The organism is Brucella sp., from assembly GCF_032066345.1.
Lineage (GTDB): Bacteria > Pseudomonadota > Alphaproteobacteria > Rhizobiales > Rhizobiaceae > Brucella > Brucella pseudogrignonensis.
Map to the genome: position 1 here is coordinate 1 of NZ_DAMBKZ010000011.1, position 15,473 is coordinate 15,473.

The window sequence follows — 15,473 nt, forward strand, 5'->3', positions numbered from 1 at the left end:
ATGAGGATGGCTGTCATTCTCCAGCCCCTATTTAAAAGCTGTTCCATTTCGGCAGCAGATTTCGCATAAGCCTATATTTTATATAAGTAATTTCCTAACCGCCGCCTTCCAAGCGGCGGTTTTTTGCATCCATAGATACAATTTATAGATGTATTTACAGATACATACCCGCGTTAACCATTAATTAAGATGTTGGGCGAAGACGCCACAGTCTCAATTGACTCAGACCATGTTTCATATTTTAACTTTTCGTTAATAAATGCCCAGTGCGGGCTGTGAAAAGGGCTTTGAGTATGTTTTGCGTAGTTCGCTCGAGCATTAAGTTTATCGCTGCTGCCAGCATTGGCATTGCTGCTCTCGTCTCGAGCTTTGGTGCTCAGGCTGCATCGGGAGCCTATATGCAGACAGGTAAACTGACCTCACAGCCAATCGGTCATTACGAGTTCTGCAAGCGTGAAGCTGCTGAATGCAACATCGTGAGCCGCGATACCCGCCCGCTTCTGCTCAACAACGCCAACTGGCAGAATATTCAGACCGTCAATCTCTCGGTTAATGAGCGCATCAAGCCGATGACCGATATGGAAATCTACGGTGTAGAGGAATATTGGGCTTACCCGACCACTGTTGGCGATTGCGAAGACTATGTTCTGCTCAAGCAGCGTGAACTGGCCAAGGCTGGCATTCCGATGACCGACCTGCTGATCACGGTTGTTCGCAAGCCAGACGGCGAAGGCCATGCGGTTCTGACCGTTCGCACAGATCGTGGCGATTTCGTTCTCGACAATCTGACTGACGAAGTTCTGCGTTGGGATGAAACCGACTACACCTATCTGAAGCGTCAGGCCGCAAACAATACCGGTCGCTGGGTCACAATCGAATCTCAGGACAATCTGCTGGTTGGCTCGGTTAAGTAAGCAGACGAACATCGTATGAAACGCAGGGCCGGAGAGTGTTTTACTCTCCGGCCCTTTCTTTTTAACGCATGTCTGTCGTTGAACTATTTCCTGCAAAATAAAACTGGATTAAGCTCTGATTCTGGCTGCTTCCAAGCCTCCCCCCTCCAATCGGGAAAGCATTATTCATGCGGGAAATCTAACCATCGAACCAACTGTTCGGGCGAAAGCATAAGGAGGGATTGCTATTATGGCTCGCATAGGAGGTTTTGATGAAATTGTCGGCTCCCATCTATCACTTGAAACGCCGTGCGAAACTTATGTCGCGTGATGAGAATATACCTCTCCATGCTGCATTGGATCGTATTGCAGCGCGCGAAGGCTTCAAAAGCTGGAGTATGCTGACACACAAACAATCAGACGAGGTTTCAGCAGCAGCGCTATATGCACGCCTGCATCCCGGCGATCTGGTTCTGGTGGGCGCACGTCCGGGCCATGGCAAAACACTGCTCAGTCTTGAAATCCTCATTGAGGCGATGAGAAAGGAGCAGCGCGGTCTGTTCTACTCTCTCGATTACACACGAAAAGACATTACCAAGCGATTTGACATGCTTGGTGTCGATGAGCGCGACTTCAATGATCTGTTCGTGTTCGACACATCCGAGGCAATCAGTGCTGATTACATAATCGGTCAGGCGCAAGACGAACCGCATGGCACCTGCATCGTGATCGATTATCTTCAACTCCTGGATCAGAAGCGTGAGACGCCGGAACTGATGATGCAGATCCGAGCGTTAGAGGCTTTTGCACGCAACAAAGGCATGACCATTCTCTGCATCTCGCAGATCGACCGCTCGTTCGATGCTGAGATCAAAACTTGCCCGGATTTAAGCGACGTACGCCTTCCCAATCCACTTGACCTGTCATTGTTCAGCAAAGCCTGTTTCCTCAACAATGGCTCCGTGACACTTCACGCAAACTGAACCAATGAGGATCAGGACTTCTGTGGCGGTTTTCACGCCACAGAAGACAGCCTCTCTGCTCCCATACGATAGGAAATCGCACCGGCAAGATGTATCCGGCTGATCTGATCGACACCGTCAAGATCAGCCAGAGTGCGGGCCACTTTCAGAATGCGATGATAAGCGCGCGCGGAAAAGCGCATCTGCTCGCTGGCATCGCGCAACAATTTAACACCAGCGGCGTCGGGTCTTGCCACTTCCTCGATCAGATTTGCCGAGCAATTGGCATTGGTCATCGACGCATCGAGCCCGAGCGCTGCATAGCGCGCACTCTGGATCGCCCGCGCCCGCGCCACGCGCTTGGCGACGCTCTCACTTCGCTCAGACTGCGATGGCTGTATGAGATCAAGCGCCGAGACAGCCGGCATATCAACGCGCAGGTCGATGCGATCCAGCAAGGGGCCGGAAATTCGTGCCTGATAATCACTCTGGCAACGCGGTCCACGCGCGCATGTATGTCCCGGCTCTCCTGCCATACCGCATCGGCATGGATTCATTGCCGCAATCAGCTGAAACCGCGCCGGATAGCTGGTGCGGTGATTGACGCGCGCAATCATGCATTCGCCTGTTTCCAGCGGCTGGCGGAGCGAATCGAGAACCTGTGGCGAGAATTCGGGAAACTCATCGAGAAATAGTACGCCATTATGTGCGAGAGACACCTCGCCCGGTCTCGCCCGCAAACCGCCACCCACCATCGCCGCCATGGATGCGGAATGATGCGGCGCACGAAACGGACTGCGGTCAGAAAGCTTTCCGCCCGACAATTCACCAGCGATAGATGCAATCATCGACACATCAAGCAGCTCGCGCGGGCTGAGTTTTGGCAAAATTGAAGGCAGTCGCTGCGCCAGCATGGACTTACCTGATCCTGGAGGGCCAACTAGCAGCAAATTGTGATTACCAGCGGCTGCAATCTCCAGAGCACGCTTGGCAGTCTCCTGCCCTTTGATGTCAGCCAGATCAGGCTGCATTTCGCTTGAAACGCGCATGGAGGGTTCAGGCGGTGTCAGCACCTGCGTTCCCTTGAAATGATTGGCCAGCGCGATCAGGCTGCGTGGCGCGAGGATATCAACATCTGCACCCGCCCATGCCGCTTCCGAGCCGCAGGCATGTGGGCAAATCAACCCCTTGTCCTCGCGGTTTGCACTGATTGCTGCAGGCAGCACGCCTGCAACTGCCGTGATCGTGCCATCAAGCGACAGTTCGCCCAGCACCATGTATGATTGGATGGCATCGGCAGGAATAGCACCAATGGCAGCCATCAGCCCGACCGCAATCGGCAAATCGTAATGCGAACCTTCTTTGGGTAGATCGGCGGGTGCCAGATTGATTGTCACACGCTTGGTCGGCATGGAAAGCCCGGATGCATGGAGCGCTGCCTGCACCCGCTCCCGGCTTTCAGCCACGGCCTTATCGGGCAGGCCGACAATCGACATACCCATTTTACCCGGAGCCACCATCACCTGCACATCGACAGGCACCGCCTCTATGCCCTGAAAGGCAACCGTCCCCACCCGCGCTACCATATGCCCCCGCATAACACGCAGCACATCTCAAACGTGAGAAAGTGCTTAAATACAACCATAGGATTTAAGCACTTTCGATAGGTGCAATCAAGAGAAAGGGTCGATCTGATTTCCAGACCGACCCTATGAATTTTTCGCCGAAGAGACGCGTGTTATTTGCGCTTAGCTTCAACTGCATCCCAAAAGAGGGCGGCAATATTGGTGCCGTCGAAGCGCTCAATCTCACGGATACCCGTTGGGGAAGTCACGTTGATCTCAGTCATATAATCGCCGATCACGTCGATACCGACGAGAATGAAACCACGTTCTTTAAGCGAAGGTCCGATGCGGGCGCAGATTTCCTGCTCACGCGGCGTCAGCTTGCTTTGTTCAGCGCGACCACCGACATGCATGTTGGAGCGCGCATCGGTTTCCGAAGGCACACGATTGATCGCGCCAACTGGTTCACCATCGATCAGGATGATGCGCTTGTCACCGGCACGTACATCCTTGAGGTAACGCTGCGCAATAAACGGCTCCTTGAAGAGCTGGCCGAACATTTCCAGAAGCGAAGTCAGGTTACGGTCACCATCTGCGAGATGGAACACGCCTGCGCCGCCATTACCGTAAAGCGGCTTCAGAATGATATCTCCAAATTCACGGCGGAATTCCAGAACCTCTTGTGGATCCTTGGTGATAAGCGTCTCCGGCATCAGGTCGGGAAATTCGGTAACGAAAATCTTTTCCGGGCTGTTGCGAACCCAGGCCGGATCATTGACCACCAGCGTCTTTGGATGAATGCGCTCCAGCAGATGCGTATTGGTGATGTAGTTCATGTCGAATGGCGGGTCCTGGCGCAGCAGCACCACATCCATATCCAGCATGTTGCAACGCTCAGGCTCGCCCAGTGTGAAATGATCACCCTTGATGTCGCGCACTTCAAGCTTCTCAAGCCGCGCTGTAACAACGCCATCACGCATGGAAAGGCGATCAGGCGTGTAATGATACAGCTCATGGCCGCGCTTTTGCGCTTCAAGCGACAGAGCAAAAGTGGTGTCACCTGCAATATTGACCGTGCTGATATGGTCCATCTGGACCGCAACTTTAAGCGACATGATTTCCTCGCGATTCTCAGTTGCCGGAACTTAAAACGGTTTCGCCAAGCAACATAGAACTTTCTGATCACTTAAATATTTGCAACTGGATCGCATCGGCCTGCTTCATTATGTTGAAACGGCAAAGCCCGGGAGGAACAGGTGAGCGCAGTCAACACAACCATATTTGCCGAACATATCGCAGAACTGGGGGAAGGTCCGGGCTATGATCCGCTGACCGGTCAGTGCTGGTGGTTCGATATTCTCGGCCAGCGACTGATTGAACGAGACGATAGTGGTGCAATCCGCACGCATGATCTGGGCATGAAAGCCAGCGCGCTTGCAGTCATTGATCGTGAACGGCAGCTGATCGTCAGCGAACACGGTCTGTTTGTTCGCGAGCGTGGCAGTGGACGCCTGACGCTGCACCATCCGCTGGAAGCCGATAATGACGTTACGCGCTCCAATGATGCGCGTGTGCATCCGTCAGGTTCCTTCTGGATCGGCACCATGGGCAAAAAGGCCGAGAAGGATGCTGGCTCGATCTGGTGGTATCGCGAGGGGCAAGTCAAAAAGCTTTTCTCTGGCATCACGATCACCAATTCGATCTGTTTTTCGCCGGACGGCAAGATCGCTTATTTTGCCGATACTGACCGCAATATCATCTGGCGGGTCGATACTGATCCCGAAACCGGGCTGCCGGTCTCGGAAAAAAGTGTGTTCCATCATCGCGTGGAAGACGGTGGCGTCGATGGCTCGGTGGTAGATGCAGAAGGAACACTGTGGAATGCTTGCTGGGGCGGCAGTGCGCTCAATGCCTACTCGCCGCAGGGCCGTTTGATACGCTCGATCAAGCTTCCTGTTAGCCAGCCAACCTGCCCAGCCTTTATCGGCGCAGACGCCTCTGTGCTGATCGTCACCAGCGCTCATGAAGGCATGAATGAAAATGCCCGCAATGCTGATCCACATGCGGGCAAGGTCATATTGCTAGATCTTTCGATCAGCGGACGTCATGATCCGCCGGTCAGGCTATAATTAAAGCGTACACGCTTTAGTTCTTTGTCTTTCGCATGTCTTTAACCCAAAACCGGTTCCCACTTTTGGGAGACATGCTTATACACCTTCGACGATGACGATTTCGCCGTCCGCCACAGTCTGGCGAATGGCCTTTGCAGCCTGATATTCCGGCGAGTTGTAGCAATCAAGTGCGTGCTGCATCGTTTCAAATTCGATGATGACATTGCGGGCGCGGCCCGGACCCTCAACGGCTTCGGCTTTACCGCCACGAGCGATGAACTTCGCACCATAGCGCTCGAAAGCAGGCTTGGCGGTCGAGACATAATCCTTGTAGCGCTCCGTATCACGGGCATCCACGCGGGCGATCCAATAGGCTTTGGTCATATCATCCTCCTCAGAAACCGATTAGGCAACCGAGCGCATTTCTTCCAGAATGGCAAGGGCTGAAGCCCTGCGATCGCCTGCACCGACAATTGGTCGCGCAACGACGAGATGGCTTGCACCGGCTTCTAACGCATCGGCTGGTGTCATGACCCGCTTCTGGTCGCCCTTCTCGGCTCCCGCCGGACGAATACCTGGGGTAACGACGGCCATATCGGGGCCGATGGCCTGACGAATGGCAAAAGCTTCGGCAGCCGACGCAACAATCCCGCCCATGCCCGCGTCCCGCGCCTGTTGCGCACGCTTGAGCACCAGTGCTTCCGGCGTATCGGAATAGCCTGCTTCTTTCAGATCAGCATCATCCATCGAGGTCAGAACAGTCACGCCAAGCAGGCAAAGATCAGAGCCTTTGGCCGCTTCCACAGCTGAACGCATGGCCTTTGGATAAGCATGGAGGGTGAGCATGGAAACGCCCATCTTCGCGACATTTTCCACACCCTTGGCAATGGTATTGTCGATGTCGAGGAGCTTCATGTCGAGAAAGACTTTTTTCTTTGCCGCAATCAGACTCTTTGCGAAATCAAGACCGCCTGCAAACACAAGCTGATAGCCGATCTTGTAGAAAGTGGCCGCATCGCCCAGCTCTTCAACTACCTTTTCCGCTTCAGCAACGGTTGGCACATCGAGGCCCACGATCAACTGATCGCGCAAGTCTTTCGTCGTCATGGAAATCTCCGCTGTGATTTTTAGTTTTAGAGCGCGTTTCGATCGGATTTAATCAGATCGGCGCTCTAAAGTCTTTTACTTGAAGCATAATCTTATCGATCCTCGCTCCGCTCCGGTCGGATTATTCTATTCGCACAACAGGGCGCGGAACGAAAGATACCGCGCCCTGAAATGTGCAGATAGTGCCAATTATCAGCGCCCCGGATTGACTGAGTGCTTAATCAGGCTCGCGCATACAGCGCTCAGCATCTTTGCCTGACGCTCATTCTTGAGAGTGTCATCATCATTAAAAGCATCGGCGGCACCGCTAACGGAACACTGCTCAGTCACAATATGCGTGCCGACATTCATAAGAACGGCGCGCAGGTGATAAAGCCCACGCATACCGGCGAAAGCACCATTGGAAGTCGAACAAAGCCCGACAGTCAAGCCCGCATAAGGCTTGAGCGGCTTATCGCCATCCTTCGAAATACGGCTGACCCAGTCGATCGTGTTTTTGAGAAGCGCCGGGATCGATGCATTATATTCCGGAGAACAGATCATCAGACCGTCATGCTCGGAAAAGAGACGACCAAGCTTCATGGCGTTTTCTGGAATACCCTCTTCAGCTTCCAGATCTTCATTCATGAAGGGAAGCGGATAATCAGCCAGCGAAATATGCGTGATGCTCGCACCTTGTGCCGCCAGCTCTCTGGAAGCCGCCTCTGCCATATGGCCTGAAAAAGCGCCTTTGCGGGTAGAACCCGCAAAGATCAGGATCTTTGCCGTCATTGATTAATATACTCCGTAAAAGGTCAGACGAGCGGACTACGATAGACCCAGAGCTGTGCGGGCGGAACATTGCGCACGACGAAATCGTAATGCTGCACAGTGTAATTGCCTTTGCCAGCTGGCACTGGCGGACGTGGACCATAAGTAATCTGTATGAGAGGACGGCCGCGTGGAATTCGGGACAAAAGATCTTCCATCAGCTGAATGCGGCTTGGCATTGGGAAATTCAGCATCGGAACGGCTGAAACAATGCTGTCGAATTTCTGATCTTTCATATTGCCCAAAGCGCTATCCAGATCGAATACATCGCCCTGGATGATGTTCACTTCGGGGAAAGTCCGGTCGAGATGTTCGACAAAATCTGAAGAATATTCAACGCAGTAAAGATCGGAAGGCTTCACGCCATGCGCAAGAATAGCCTTGGTGATAACACCTGTTCCCGGTCCGAGCTCCAGAACAGGCAGGCCTGATTTCGTATCGATAACACTCGCCATGCGTCGCGCGGTAATCGAACTTGTCGGCAATATAGCGCCAACCGCCTTCGGTCCGTCTATCCAGCCTTTGAAAAAACGGATTTCCTCATCGAACTTAGCGGCCAGTTTCCTGCCGAGCTGTCCTGCCATTCTCACTGCTCCCATTGTCGTTATCAGACAAGTTTATGCCGCATTGGATTAGTTAGGCAAGGCGACAATAAGGAAAGTATAAAAAAAGGGAGCCAAGCGGCTCCCTTTTCATCACTCACCTATACCTTCGAAAAACTCCTTCATCCGGGAGAAGAAGCCTGCCGATTTCGGGCTGTTCTCCTTGGATGAGAGTTGTTCAAATTCCTCAAGCAACTCGCGTTGCCGCTTGGAGAGGTTCTGCGGCGTCTCAATATCGATCTGGATATAGAGATCACCCACTGCCTGCTGACGCAGAACCGGCATACCCTTGCCTTTAAGGCGGAATTGCTTGGCGTTTTGTGTACCTTCCGGCACCTTCACGCGAGTCTGGGTGCTATCAAGCGTGGAAACTTCAAAATCTCCACCCAGTGCTGCCGTCGTCATCGAGATTGGAACCTTGCAGTAAAGATCAGCCCCATCACGCTGGAAGAATTCATGCGGCTTAACCGACAGGAAGATATAAAGATCGCCCGATGGTCCGCCACGCGTTCCGGCTTCACCTTCGCCAGCCAGACGAATACGAGTACCGTCTTCGATACCGGCCGGGATATTGACCGAAAGCGAACGCTCCTGCGTAACACGGCCCTGACCATGGCACTTGCCGCAAGGATCCTTGATGATCTGACCGCGACCGTTACAGGTCGGACAGGTCCGCTCAACAGAGAAGAAGCCCTGTGCTGCGCGCACGCGGCCCGAACCGGAGCACATGGTACAGGTGGTCGGCTGCGAACCGGCTTTAGCGCCCGTACCTGAGCATTCATCACAGGTGATGGAAGTCGGCACACGGATCTGTGCGGCCTTGCCGGAAAAAGCTTCTTCCAGACTTACTTCCATATTGTAGCGAAGATCGGCGCCGCGTTCGCGTCCGCCATTTGAGCGGCGGCGACCGCCACCCATCATCTCGCCAAAGATGTCTTCGAAAATATCGGAAAAACCGCCAGCGCCACCAAAGCCGCCGCCGAAACCACCGCCACCCATGCCGCCATTTTCAAAGGCTGCATGACCGAAGCGGTCGTAAGCTGCACGCTTCTGCGGGTCCTTCAGCGTTTCATAGGCCTCGCCGATTTCCTTGAACTTGCGTTCAGCATCCGGATTGTTCGGATTACGATCCGGATGATACTCCATGGCAAGCTTACGAAAGGCGGTCTTCAACACCTTATCGTCTGCTGTTCTCTCAACACCTAGAGCTTCGTAGTAATCGATCTTCATTAGTTCGTTATCCCGACGGCTGGATCGCATCCGTCTTTACGGTAGCGTCTCCACGGTCCTGTTTGACACAAATCACACCTCTGATCGAGTGGTATGACTGCTGGACTATTCTTGTTGTTTCTGTCCGTCCGGTGCAACCGTCCCGAAAATTCGCAAAAGCCCGGGACTGACGTCCCGGGCCTTAGCATTACGGACAAGGCTTACGACTTTTTCTTGTCGTCGTCGATTTCTTCGTAATCGGCGTCAACAACGTCATCGTTGGAAGAAGCCTGCTCACCACCGGCAGCACCACCTTCTTCAGCAGCCTGTGCTGCTTCATACATGGCCTGACCAAGCTTCATCGAAGCTTCGGCAAGGGTCTGCGTCTTCGCCTTGATATCTTCAGCATCGTCGCCTTCAAGCGAGGTACGAAGGGCTGCGATTGCGCCTTCGATTGCCTGCTTGTCTTCAGCCGAAACCTTGTCACCATATTCCTTCAGCGACTTTTCAGACGAATGAAGGAGGCTTTCGCCCTGGTTCTTGGCTTCAACAGCATCACGACGCTGCTTGTCAGCTTCCGCGTTTGCTTCTGCGTCCTTGACCATCTTTTCGATGTCGGCGTCCGAAAGACCACCCGATGCCTGAATGCGGATCTGGTGTTCCTTGCCGGTGCCCTTGTCCTTCGCGGACACATTGACGAGACCGTTGGCGTCGATGTCGAAAGTCACTTCAACCTGCGGTACGCCGCGTGGTGCCGGTGGAATGCCAACGAGATCGAACTGGCCGAGGATCTTGTTGTCGGCAGCCATTTCGCGCTCGCCCTGGAAAACGCGGATCGTCACAGCCGACTGATTGTCTTCAGCGGTCGAGAAGGTCTGCGACTTCTTGGTCGGGATCGTCGTGTTACGATCGATCAGACGGGTGAATACGCCACCAAGCGTTTCAATGCCGAGCGAAAGCGGGGTTACGTCGAGCAGCAGAACGTCCTTGACGTCGCCCTGCAGAACGCCGCCCTGAATTGCAGCACCCATGGCAACAACTTCGTCCGGGTTCACGCCCTTGTGCGGTTCCTTACCGAAGAACTGCTTCACGACTTCCTGGATCTTAGGCATACGGGTCATGCCGCCAACCAGAACCACTTCGTCGATGTCGCCAGCCTTGAGGCCTGCATCCTTGAGCGCTGCCTTGCATGGCTCGACCGTGCGCTGCACGAGATCGTCAACCAGGCTTTCGAACTTCGAGCGCGAAAGCTTGATAGCAAGGTGCTTAGGACCGGTCTGGTCAGCCGTGATGAACGGCAGATTGATTTCAGTCTGCTGAGCCGACGAAAGTTCGATCTTTGCCTTTTCAGCAGCTTCCTTAAGACGCTGCAGAGCAAGCTTGTCGTTCTTCAGATCGATGCCGCTTTCCTTCTTGAACTCGGCAACGAGGTATTCGACCAGACGCATGTCAAAGTCTTCACCGCCGAGGAACGTGTCACCGTTGGTGGACTTAACTTCAAACACGCCGTCGCCGATTTCGAGAACCGACACGTCGAAAGTACCGCCGCCAAGATCGTAAACGGCAATCGTCTTGCCTTCGCTCTTGTCGAGACCATAGGCGAGGGCTGCAGCAGTTGGTTCGTTGATGATACGCAGAACTTCAAGACCAGCGATCTTACCGGCATCCTTGGTTGCCTGACGCTGAGCATCATTGAAGTATGCTGGAACCGTAATAACGGCCTGCGTAACGGTTTCACCGAGATAGGATTCAGCGGTTTCCTTCATTTTCTGAAGGATCATGGCCGAAACCTGCGATGGCGAATATTTCTTGCCGTGGGTTTCAACCCATGCGTCGCCGTTGTCGCCCTTGACGATCTTGTAAGGTACAAGATCCTTGTCCTTTGTGACCATTGGGTCATCAAAGCGGCGGCCAATCAGGCGCTTTACGGCAAACAGAGTGCCTTCAGGGTTGGTGACAGCCTGACGCTTCGCAGGCTGGCCAGCGAGGCGTTCGTCGCTATCGCTGAAAGCGATAATCGAAGGCGTCGTGCGAGCACCTTCAGCATTTTCAATGACCTTCGCGCTTTTTCCGTCCATGACGGCAACGCAGGAGTTGGTCGTTCCCAGATCGATACCAATAACTTTAGCCATATTTCTCTCCATTCAGCAAACCGCAAAGACCTCTACCGAGCGTTCCATTAGCGGTTCCTATCGATTTCACAATGCCTGCTTCAAGGTGTGATGTCGGGAAGGATTTTTCAATCCGCCCGGCCTTTTATCAAAGCCCTGTGCGAGGCGTATATAAGAAAGGCGGTTTTTCACTGCAAGTCACAAGCTATGTGACACAGAAAGATTTCTTCCTGACAGTTGTTCCAGTCACACAAATCAGACACTCACGAAGCCGTCGCTTTTACCAGCACGATATATAGCATCGATGAATTTCTGATTTGCCTTCGAGTTTTCCAGAGAAAACAGCATCACGCCTTCGCCTTTCGTGGCACGCACGAAGTTTTCGGCCTGAAGCTGGTAGTGGTTTGTATCGGAGAACGACCATTCGGTCGCTTCCGTATGACCGCCATTATAGAGCGTAATGCGGCCCTGACCATATTTGCCGGTGTTAAAAGGTGCGTGAACTTCGATAAAGCCCTTGTCACCATGGAAAACCATGGTCTGACGAGCCGCGAGCTGTGTTGCGACATAAAAAGTAAGGTCGAAGCCATCAAATCGTGCCGACACATTCGCGTAACGATCAGTACCGAACTTCGGATCGAACTCGACCGATGCCTGAACCGAGAGCGGCTCTTTCTCTGTCACCATACGCGTAACAACGGTCGGATACACGCCAATATCCGGTAGCGCGCCACCGCCAAGTTCCGGCTGATTGCGCATATTGCCAGGATCATTGTTGAAATAGCTGAATGCGCCCTGCACATGGCGCAACGTTCCGATCGCGCCCTCAGCGAGAAGGTGACGCAGCTTGATCCATTGCGGGTGGTAATAGACCATGAAGGCTTCGGCGATTGTCACCTTATGTTTGTTGCGCGCGGCAATCAGTTGGTCGATATCCTCGGCTTTCAACGCAATCGGCTTTTCGCAGAGAACATGTTTGCCCGCTTCTGCAGCCTTCAGCGTCCATTCGATATGCTGCGAGGTTGGCAGCGGGATATAGACACCATCCACCTCATCACTTGCCAGCAATTCTTCATAGGAACCAAAGGCCAGCGGTGCGCCAAACCGATCGGCAACAGCACGCGCACGCGCCTGATCGCGACTGGCGATTGCATGGACCACGCCGTTATCGGAAGCGCAAAGCGCCGGAATAACCTGCGTAACGCCAATCTTGGCGGTGGAAAGAATACCCCAACGAAACATTCCAGTCCCTTTGCTCATTATGGTCTCAGCCTTCTTTGTCCCAGCTCTGAATAGTCAATTCAGGCCAGCATTCCAACGCCCGGCGAGCCTTGATTTCATATGTTTCGCGGTTATCGATGGCATGATTGGGCCGAATACGAAACGAAAAAATGTCATCCAGCCCAAAAGGAGCGTAAATATTGAGCGTGTTATCACTCGCCAATCTCACGCCCACGCAATGCGCTATTGCTACGTAACGCTCAATCGATTCGGATGCGCAACGAAGCGGCGGATAGGGCTTTCCGAAATGCTCTTCAAACCATAGATGAACGCGCGCCTGATTGCGTATCTCGACAGGCAGCGTATAGCCTTCAAAAGCCATAGCGCCCGCTTGAATAGCCGAATCTTCCGCACTCCATGAGAGATCAGAACCATCGAAGTAAGCGATGTCGATGTCTTTGATGCCATAGCCATGAGGGCGTCCGCTCAGCACATTCCATACAGAATTATAAAGCGCACCGGAAACGAGCCACCAATCTGGAAGGTTGAGACGGCGCGCGCGCGACAGTGCGTCCGATAGGATTGGAACAGCTTCGATTATTCTGCAAAAACGTTTTGTCTGTACTGATTGCGGGAGGCCAGAATAGCGAATATGATCCAAGTTCACGCCCCCAGAAAGCGGTGCTGCATCTCATACGATCCGCGAAAGAAATCGATAAATGCGCGCAGTGCCGGACGCATCTGACGACGACTTGGATAATAGAGGTAAAGACCCGCGAAAGGCTGGCACCAGTCTTCAAGTACCCTCGCCAGCCTTCCATCCGTGAGCGCGTCCCGAACGTGATCTTCGAACAGATAAGCGAGACCAGCGCCGTTTAGGACTGCATCGAGAATCAACCGGTCATCATTGAGAATAAGTGCGCCGTTGATGGCAATCTCCAGCTCTTCACCCGCCTTTTCAAACTCCCAGCGATAGATACGACCACTTGCAAAGCGATGCCTCACACAACGATGCTGCATCAGATCATTCGGATGTCTGGGGATCGTTGTCCTTTCGAGATAGGACGGTGAGGCAACAATCGCCGCACGCAGATCGCTTGTCAGGCGGGCGCAGATCATGTCGGCCTCAAGGCTCTCGCCAAGCCGCATACCGGCGTCAAAGCCAGCTGCGACAATATCGGTGAATGCGCTTTCAACCGTCAGATCAAGCGTAATGTCGGGATAGGCTTCCGCAAATTCACCCAATCGCGGCGCAATGACAAACTGTGCTGCGATATGCGGCATCGTAATGCGCAATGTCCCTGCAGGGTGCTCGCGCGCTTCAATTGCTGCACCCAGTGCCTGATGAATTTCCTCGAGCGCCGGAGCAAGCCGTTCCAGCAATTGCCGTCCGGCATCTGTGGGCGCAACGCTTCGCGTGGTGCGCGACAAAAGTCGGATGCCAAGACTGTCTTCAAGGGCAGCAACCGCATGACTGACTGCGGAAGGCGCAATCGACAATTCACGCGCCGCCCCTCGGAAACTGCCATGGGCAGCAACAGCGGCCAACACAGCCAGTTGGGAAAGCTGATTTCGATTCATTGTTCTAAAATATAGAATAACCCGTGAAAATAAATCAGTATTATCGAACGCCTGTTCGAGAGTTAGTTTCGGCCTTACCGGAAACCCTGTGTTTTCAGAGTTTCCGAGTTCCCCATATTTGAGAACTCGCCCCGAAAGGAATACCGATGAAAACGCGCAAGCTTGGTCAGGAACTAACTGTCTCCGCAATCGGCCTCGGCTGCATGGGCATGAGCTATGCCTATGGCGGACAGGACGAACAGGATGCCATTGCCACTTTGCACCGTGCCTTTGATCTTGGCATCACATTCTTTGATACGGCTGAAGTATATGGCCCCTATGAAAATGAAAAGCTGCTGGGCAAGGCACTCAAATCATTTCGCGATAAAGTAACGATTGCCACGAAATTCGGCTTCAAGATCGAGGATGGCAAGCCAGTTGGCGTCGATAGCCGCCCTGAAAATATTCGCGCCGTGGCCGACGCCTCTCTCAAGCGCCTCGGCATCGAAACCATTGATCTTTTCTATCAGCATCGCGTTGATCCGAATGTGCCGATTGAAGACGTCATCGGCACGATGAAAGATCTGATCGATGAGGGTAAGATCCGGACCATCGGCCTTTCGGAAGCAGGTGTAAAGACGCTGCGCCGCGCCCATGCCGTACACCCAATTGCGGCACTTCAGAGCGAATATTCACTGTGGGAACGCAATTCTGAAAATGACGTGCTGCCTGTTTGTGCCGAACTTGGCATCGGTTTCGTGCCCTATAGCCCACTTGGTCGTGGCATGTTGACCGGCAAAGTTCGCTCGCAATCGGATTTTGCTGCAGATGATTTCCGCAAAACCTTGCCGCGCTTCCAGCCCGGCAACCTTGAAGCCAACAACAAGCAGGTCGATCTGATTGTCGAGATGGCTGGTGAAAAGCAGGTGACACCGGCGCAGCTCGCGCTTGCCTGGGTTCTTCATCAGGGCGATTTCATCGTACCGATCCCCGGTGCACGTAAGGTCAACCATCTCGAAGACAATGCAAAGGCCGCAGATGTTTCTTTGAGCAGTGACGAGCTAAATCGCCTGAACACGCTTTTCAGCTCTGACACGATTGCAGGCAAACGCTATCCCGATGCATTGCTGGCAACTACCGGCCTCTAAAGCTTTTGACTTTATGCAAGAAAAGGCGGGGGGAGCCCCGCCTTTTCGCGTTCACAGAATAAATCAAACGCAAAGATTTAAATGACCGTCCTTATAAAGTAGAAAAATCTAATAAGGCTTGTCATTCTTGCGGGTGCGTGCTTTTTGCGCCCTATGCAAACAGGAACCATCACG

The 15,473-nt window shown here is 53.3% G+C and carries 15 protein-coding genes; 4 read left to right on the plus strand and 11 right to left on the minus strand.

The window, feature by feature from the left end:
* Positions 1-293 precede the first annotated feature (293 nt).
* Both RT142_RS14455 and RT142_RS14460 read left to right on the plus strand, forming a co-directional pair.
* Positions 294-914 (plus strand): transglutaminase-like cysteine peptidase, encoded by a 621-nt coding sequence (locus tag RT142_RS14455; protein ID WP_007872739.1) that lies wholly within the window; start codon positions 294-296, stop codon positions 912-914.
* Positions 915-1,165: 251 nt separating this feature from the next.
* On the plus strand, positions 1,166-1,876 hold the full coding sequence (locus RT142_RS14460; protein ID WP_313029516.1) for a DNA helicase: 711 nt from the start codon (positions 1,166-1,168) through the stop codon (positions 1,874-1,876).
* A 32-nt stretch (positions 1,877-1,908) separates the two neighbouring features.
* Here RT142_RS14460 and RT142_RS14465 read toward each other — a convergent pair whose 3' ends face one another.
* A complete protein-coding gene (locus RT142_RS14465) occupies positions 1,909-3,441 on the minus strand; it encodes a YifB family Mg chelatase-like AAA ATPase (RefSeq protein WP_112804527.1) in 1,533 nt (510 codons plus the stop codon).
* A 152-nt stretch (positions 3,442-3,593) separates the two neighbouring features.
* The gene (gene gshB, locus RT142_RS14470; protein ID WP_313029521.1) at positions 3,594-4,535 is read right to left on the minus strand and encodes a glutathione synthase; all 942 of its coding nucleotides are present in this window, start codon (positions 4,533-4,535) and stop codon (positions 3,594-3,596) included.
* Between the two features lie 141 nt (positions 4,536-4,676).
* Between gshB and RT142_RS14475 the strand changes: the two genes are divergently transcribed.
* Positions 4,677-5,549: an SMP-30/gluconolactonase/LRE family protein gene (locus RT142_RS14475; RefSeq protein WP_112804525.1), complete on the plus strand. Its 873-nt coding sequence runs from the start codon at positions 4,677-4,679 to the stop codon at positions 5,547-5,549.
* A gap of 78 nt (positions 5,550-5,627) precedes the next feature.
* On the opposite strand, the gene RT142_RS14480 is transcribed toward RT142_RS14475, so the two are convergent.
* The 9 genes from RT142_RS14480 to RT142_RS14520 form a co-directional block, all read right to left on the minus strand.
* Entirely contained in the window at positions 5,628-5,915 is a 288-nt protein-coding gene (locus RT142_RS14480; protein ID WP_007872716.1) for a DUF1330 domain-containing protein, read from the minus strand.
* A gap of 21 nt (positions 5,916-5,936) precedes the next feature.
* Positions 5,937-6,638 carry an orotidine-5'-phosphate decarboxylase gene (pyrF, locus tag RT142_RS14485; RefSeq protein ID WP_112804524.1) on the minus strand — a complete coding sequence of 234 codons (702 nt, stop codon included), beginning with the start codon at positions 6,636-6,638 and terminating at the stop codon, positions 5,937-5,939.
* A 192-nt stretch (positions 6,639-6,830) separates the two neighbouring features.
* On the minus strand, positions 6,831-7,409 hold the full coding sequence (locus RT142_RS14490; RefSeq protein WP_112804523.1) for an NADPH-dependent FMN reductase: 579 nt from the start codon (positions 7,407-7,409) through the stop codon (positions 6,831-6,833).
* A 23-nt stretch (positions 7,410-7,432) separates the two neighbouring features.
* Positions 7,433-8,032 carry a phospholipid N-methyltransferase PmtA gene (pmtA, locus tag RT142_RS14495; RefSeq protein ID WP_007872708.1) on the minus strand — a complete coding sequence of 200 codons (600 nt, stop codon included), beginning with the start codon at positions 8,030-8,032 and terminating at the stop codon, positions 7,433-7,435.
* A gap of 111 nt (positions 8,033-8,143) precedes the next feature.
* On the minus strand, positions 8,144-9,280 hold the full coding sequence (gene dnaJ, locus RT142_RS14500) for a molecular chaperone DnaJ (RefSeq protein WP_007872706.1): 1,137 nt from the start codon (positions 9,278-9,280) through the stop codon (positions 8,144-8,146).
* A gap of 200 nt (positions 9,281-9,480) precedes the next feature.
* Positions 9,481-11,391, minus strand: coding sequence for a molecular chaperone DnaK (dnaK, locus tag RT142_RS14505; RefSeq protein WP_007872704.1), 1,911 nt, complete (start codon positions 11,389-11,391; stop codon positions 9,481-9,483).
* Between the two features lie 234 nt (positions 11,392-11,625).
* Positions 11,626-12,612, minus strand: coding sequence for a Gfo/Idh/MocA family protein (locus RT142_RS14510; protein WP_112804522.1), 987 nt, complete (start codon positions 12,610-12,612; stop codon positions 11,626-11,628).
* Positions 12,613-12,637: 25 nt separating this feature from the next.
* Entirely contained in the window at positions 12,638-13,252 is a 615-nt protein-coding gene (locus RT142_RS14515) for a nucleotidyltransferase family protein (protein WP_313029529.1), read from the minus strand.
* Positions 13,253-13,254: 2 nt separating this feature from the next.
* Positions 13,255-14,172 carry a LysR family transcriptional regulator gene (locus RT142_RS14520; RefSeq protein ID WP_313029532.1) on the minus strand — a complete coding sequence of 306 codons (918 nt, stop codon included), beginning with the start codon at positions 14,170-14,172 and terminating at the stop codon, positions 13,255-13,257.
* 146 nt (positions 14,173-14,318) lie between these two features.
* Between RT142_RS14520 and RT142_RS14525 the strand changes: the two genes are divergently transcribed.
* The gene (locus tag RT142_RS14525) at positions 14,319-15,299 is read left to right on the plus strand and encodes an aldo/keto reductase (protein WP_113158766.1); all 981 of its coding nucleotides are present in this window, start codon (positions 14,319-14,321) and stop codon (positions 15,297-15,299) included.
* Positions 15,300-15,473 lie beyond the last annotated feature (174 nt).

Coding starts and splice junctions, on each gene's coding strand:
- dnaK (WP_007872704.1), bottom strand. CDS start 11,391: ATGGCTAAAGTTATTGGTATCGATCTGGGAACGACCAACTCCTGCGTT.
- RT142_RS14510 (WP_112804522.1), bottom strand. CDS start 12,612: ATGTTTCGTTGGGGTATTCTTTCCACCGCCAAGATTGGCGTTACGCAG.
- pyrF (WP_112804524.1), bottom strand. CDS start 6,638: ATGACGACGAAAGACTTGCGCGATCAGTTGATCGTGGGCCTCGATGTG.
- RT142_RS14465 (WP_112804527.1), bottom strand. CDS start 3,441: ATGGTAGCGCGGGTGGGGACGGTTGCCTTTCAGGGCATAGAGGCGGTG.
- RT142_RS14525 (WP_113158766.1), top strand. CDS start 14,319: ATGAAAACGCGCAAGCTTGGTCAGGAACTAACTGTCTCCGCAATCGGC.
- RT142_RS14455 (WP_007872739.1), top strand. CDS start 294: ATGTTTTGCGTAGTTCGCTCGAGCATTAAGTTTATCGCTGCTGCCAGC.
- RT142_RS14480 (WP_007872716.1), bottom strand. CDS start 5,915: ATGACCAAAGCCTATTGGATCGCCCGCGTGGATGCCCGTGATACGGAG.
- pmtA (WP_007872708.1), bottom strand. CDS start 8,032: ATGGCAGGACAGCTCGGCAGGAAACTGGCCGCTAAGTTCGATGAGGAA.
- dnaJ (WP_007872706.1), bottom strand. CDS start 9,280: ATGAAGATCGATTACTACGAAGCTCTAGGTGTTGAGAGAACAGCAGAC.
- RT142_RS14520 (WP_313029532.1), bottom strand. CDS start 14,172: ATGAATCGAAATCAGCTTTCCCAACTGGCTGTGTTGGCCGCTGTTGCT.
- RT142_RS14460 (WP_313029516.1), top strand. CDS start 1,166: ATGAAATTGTCGGCTCCCATCTATCACTTGAAACGCCGTGCGAAACTT.
- RT142_RS14490 (WP_112804523.1), bottom strand. CDS start 7,409: ATGACGGCAAAGATCCTGATCTTTGCGGGTTCTACCCGCAAAGGCGCT.
- gshB (WP_313029521.1), bottom strand. CDS start 4,535: ATGTCGCTTAAAGTTGCGGTCCAGATGGACCATATCAGCACGGTCAAT.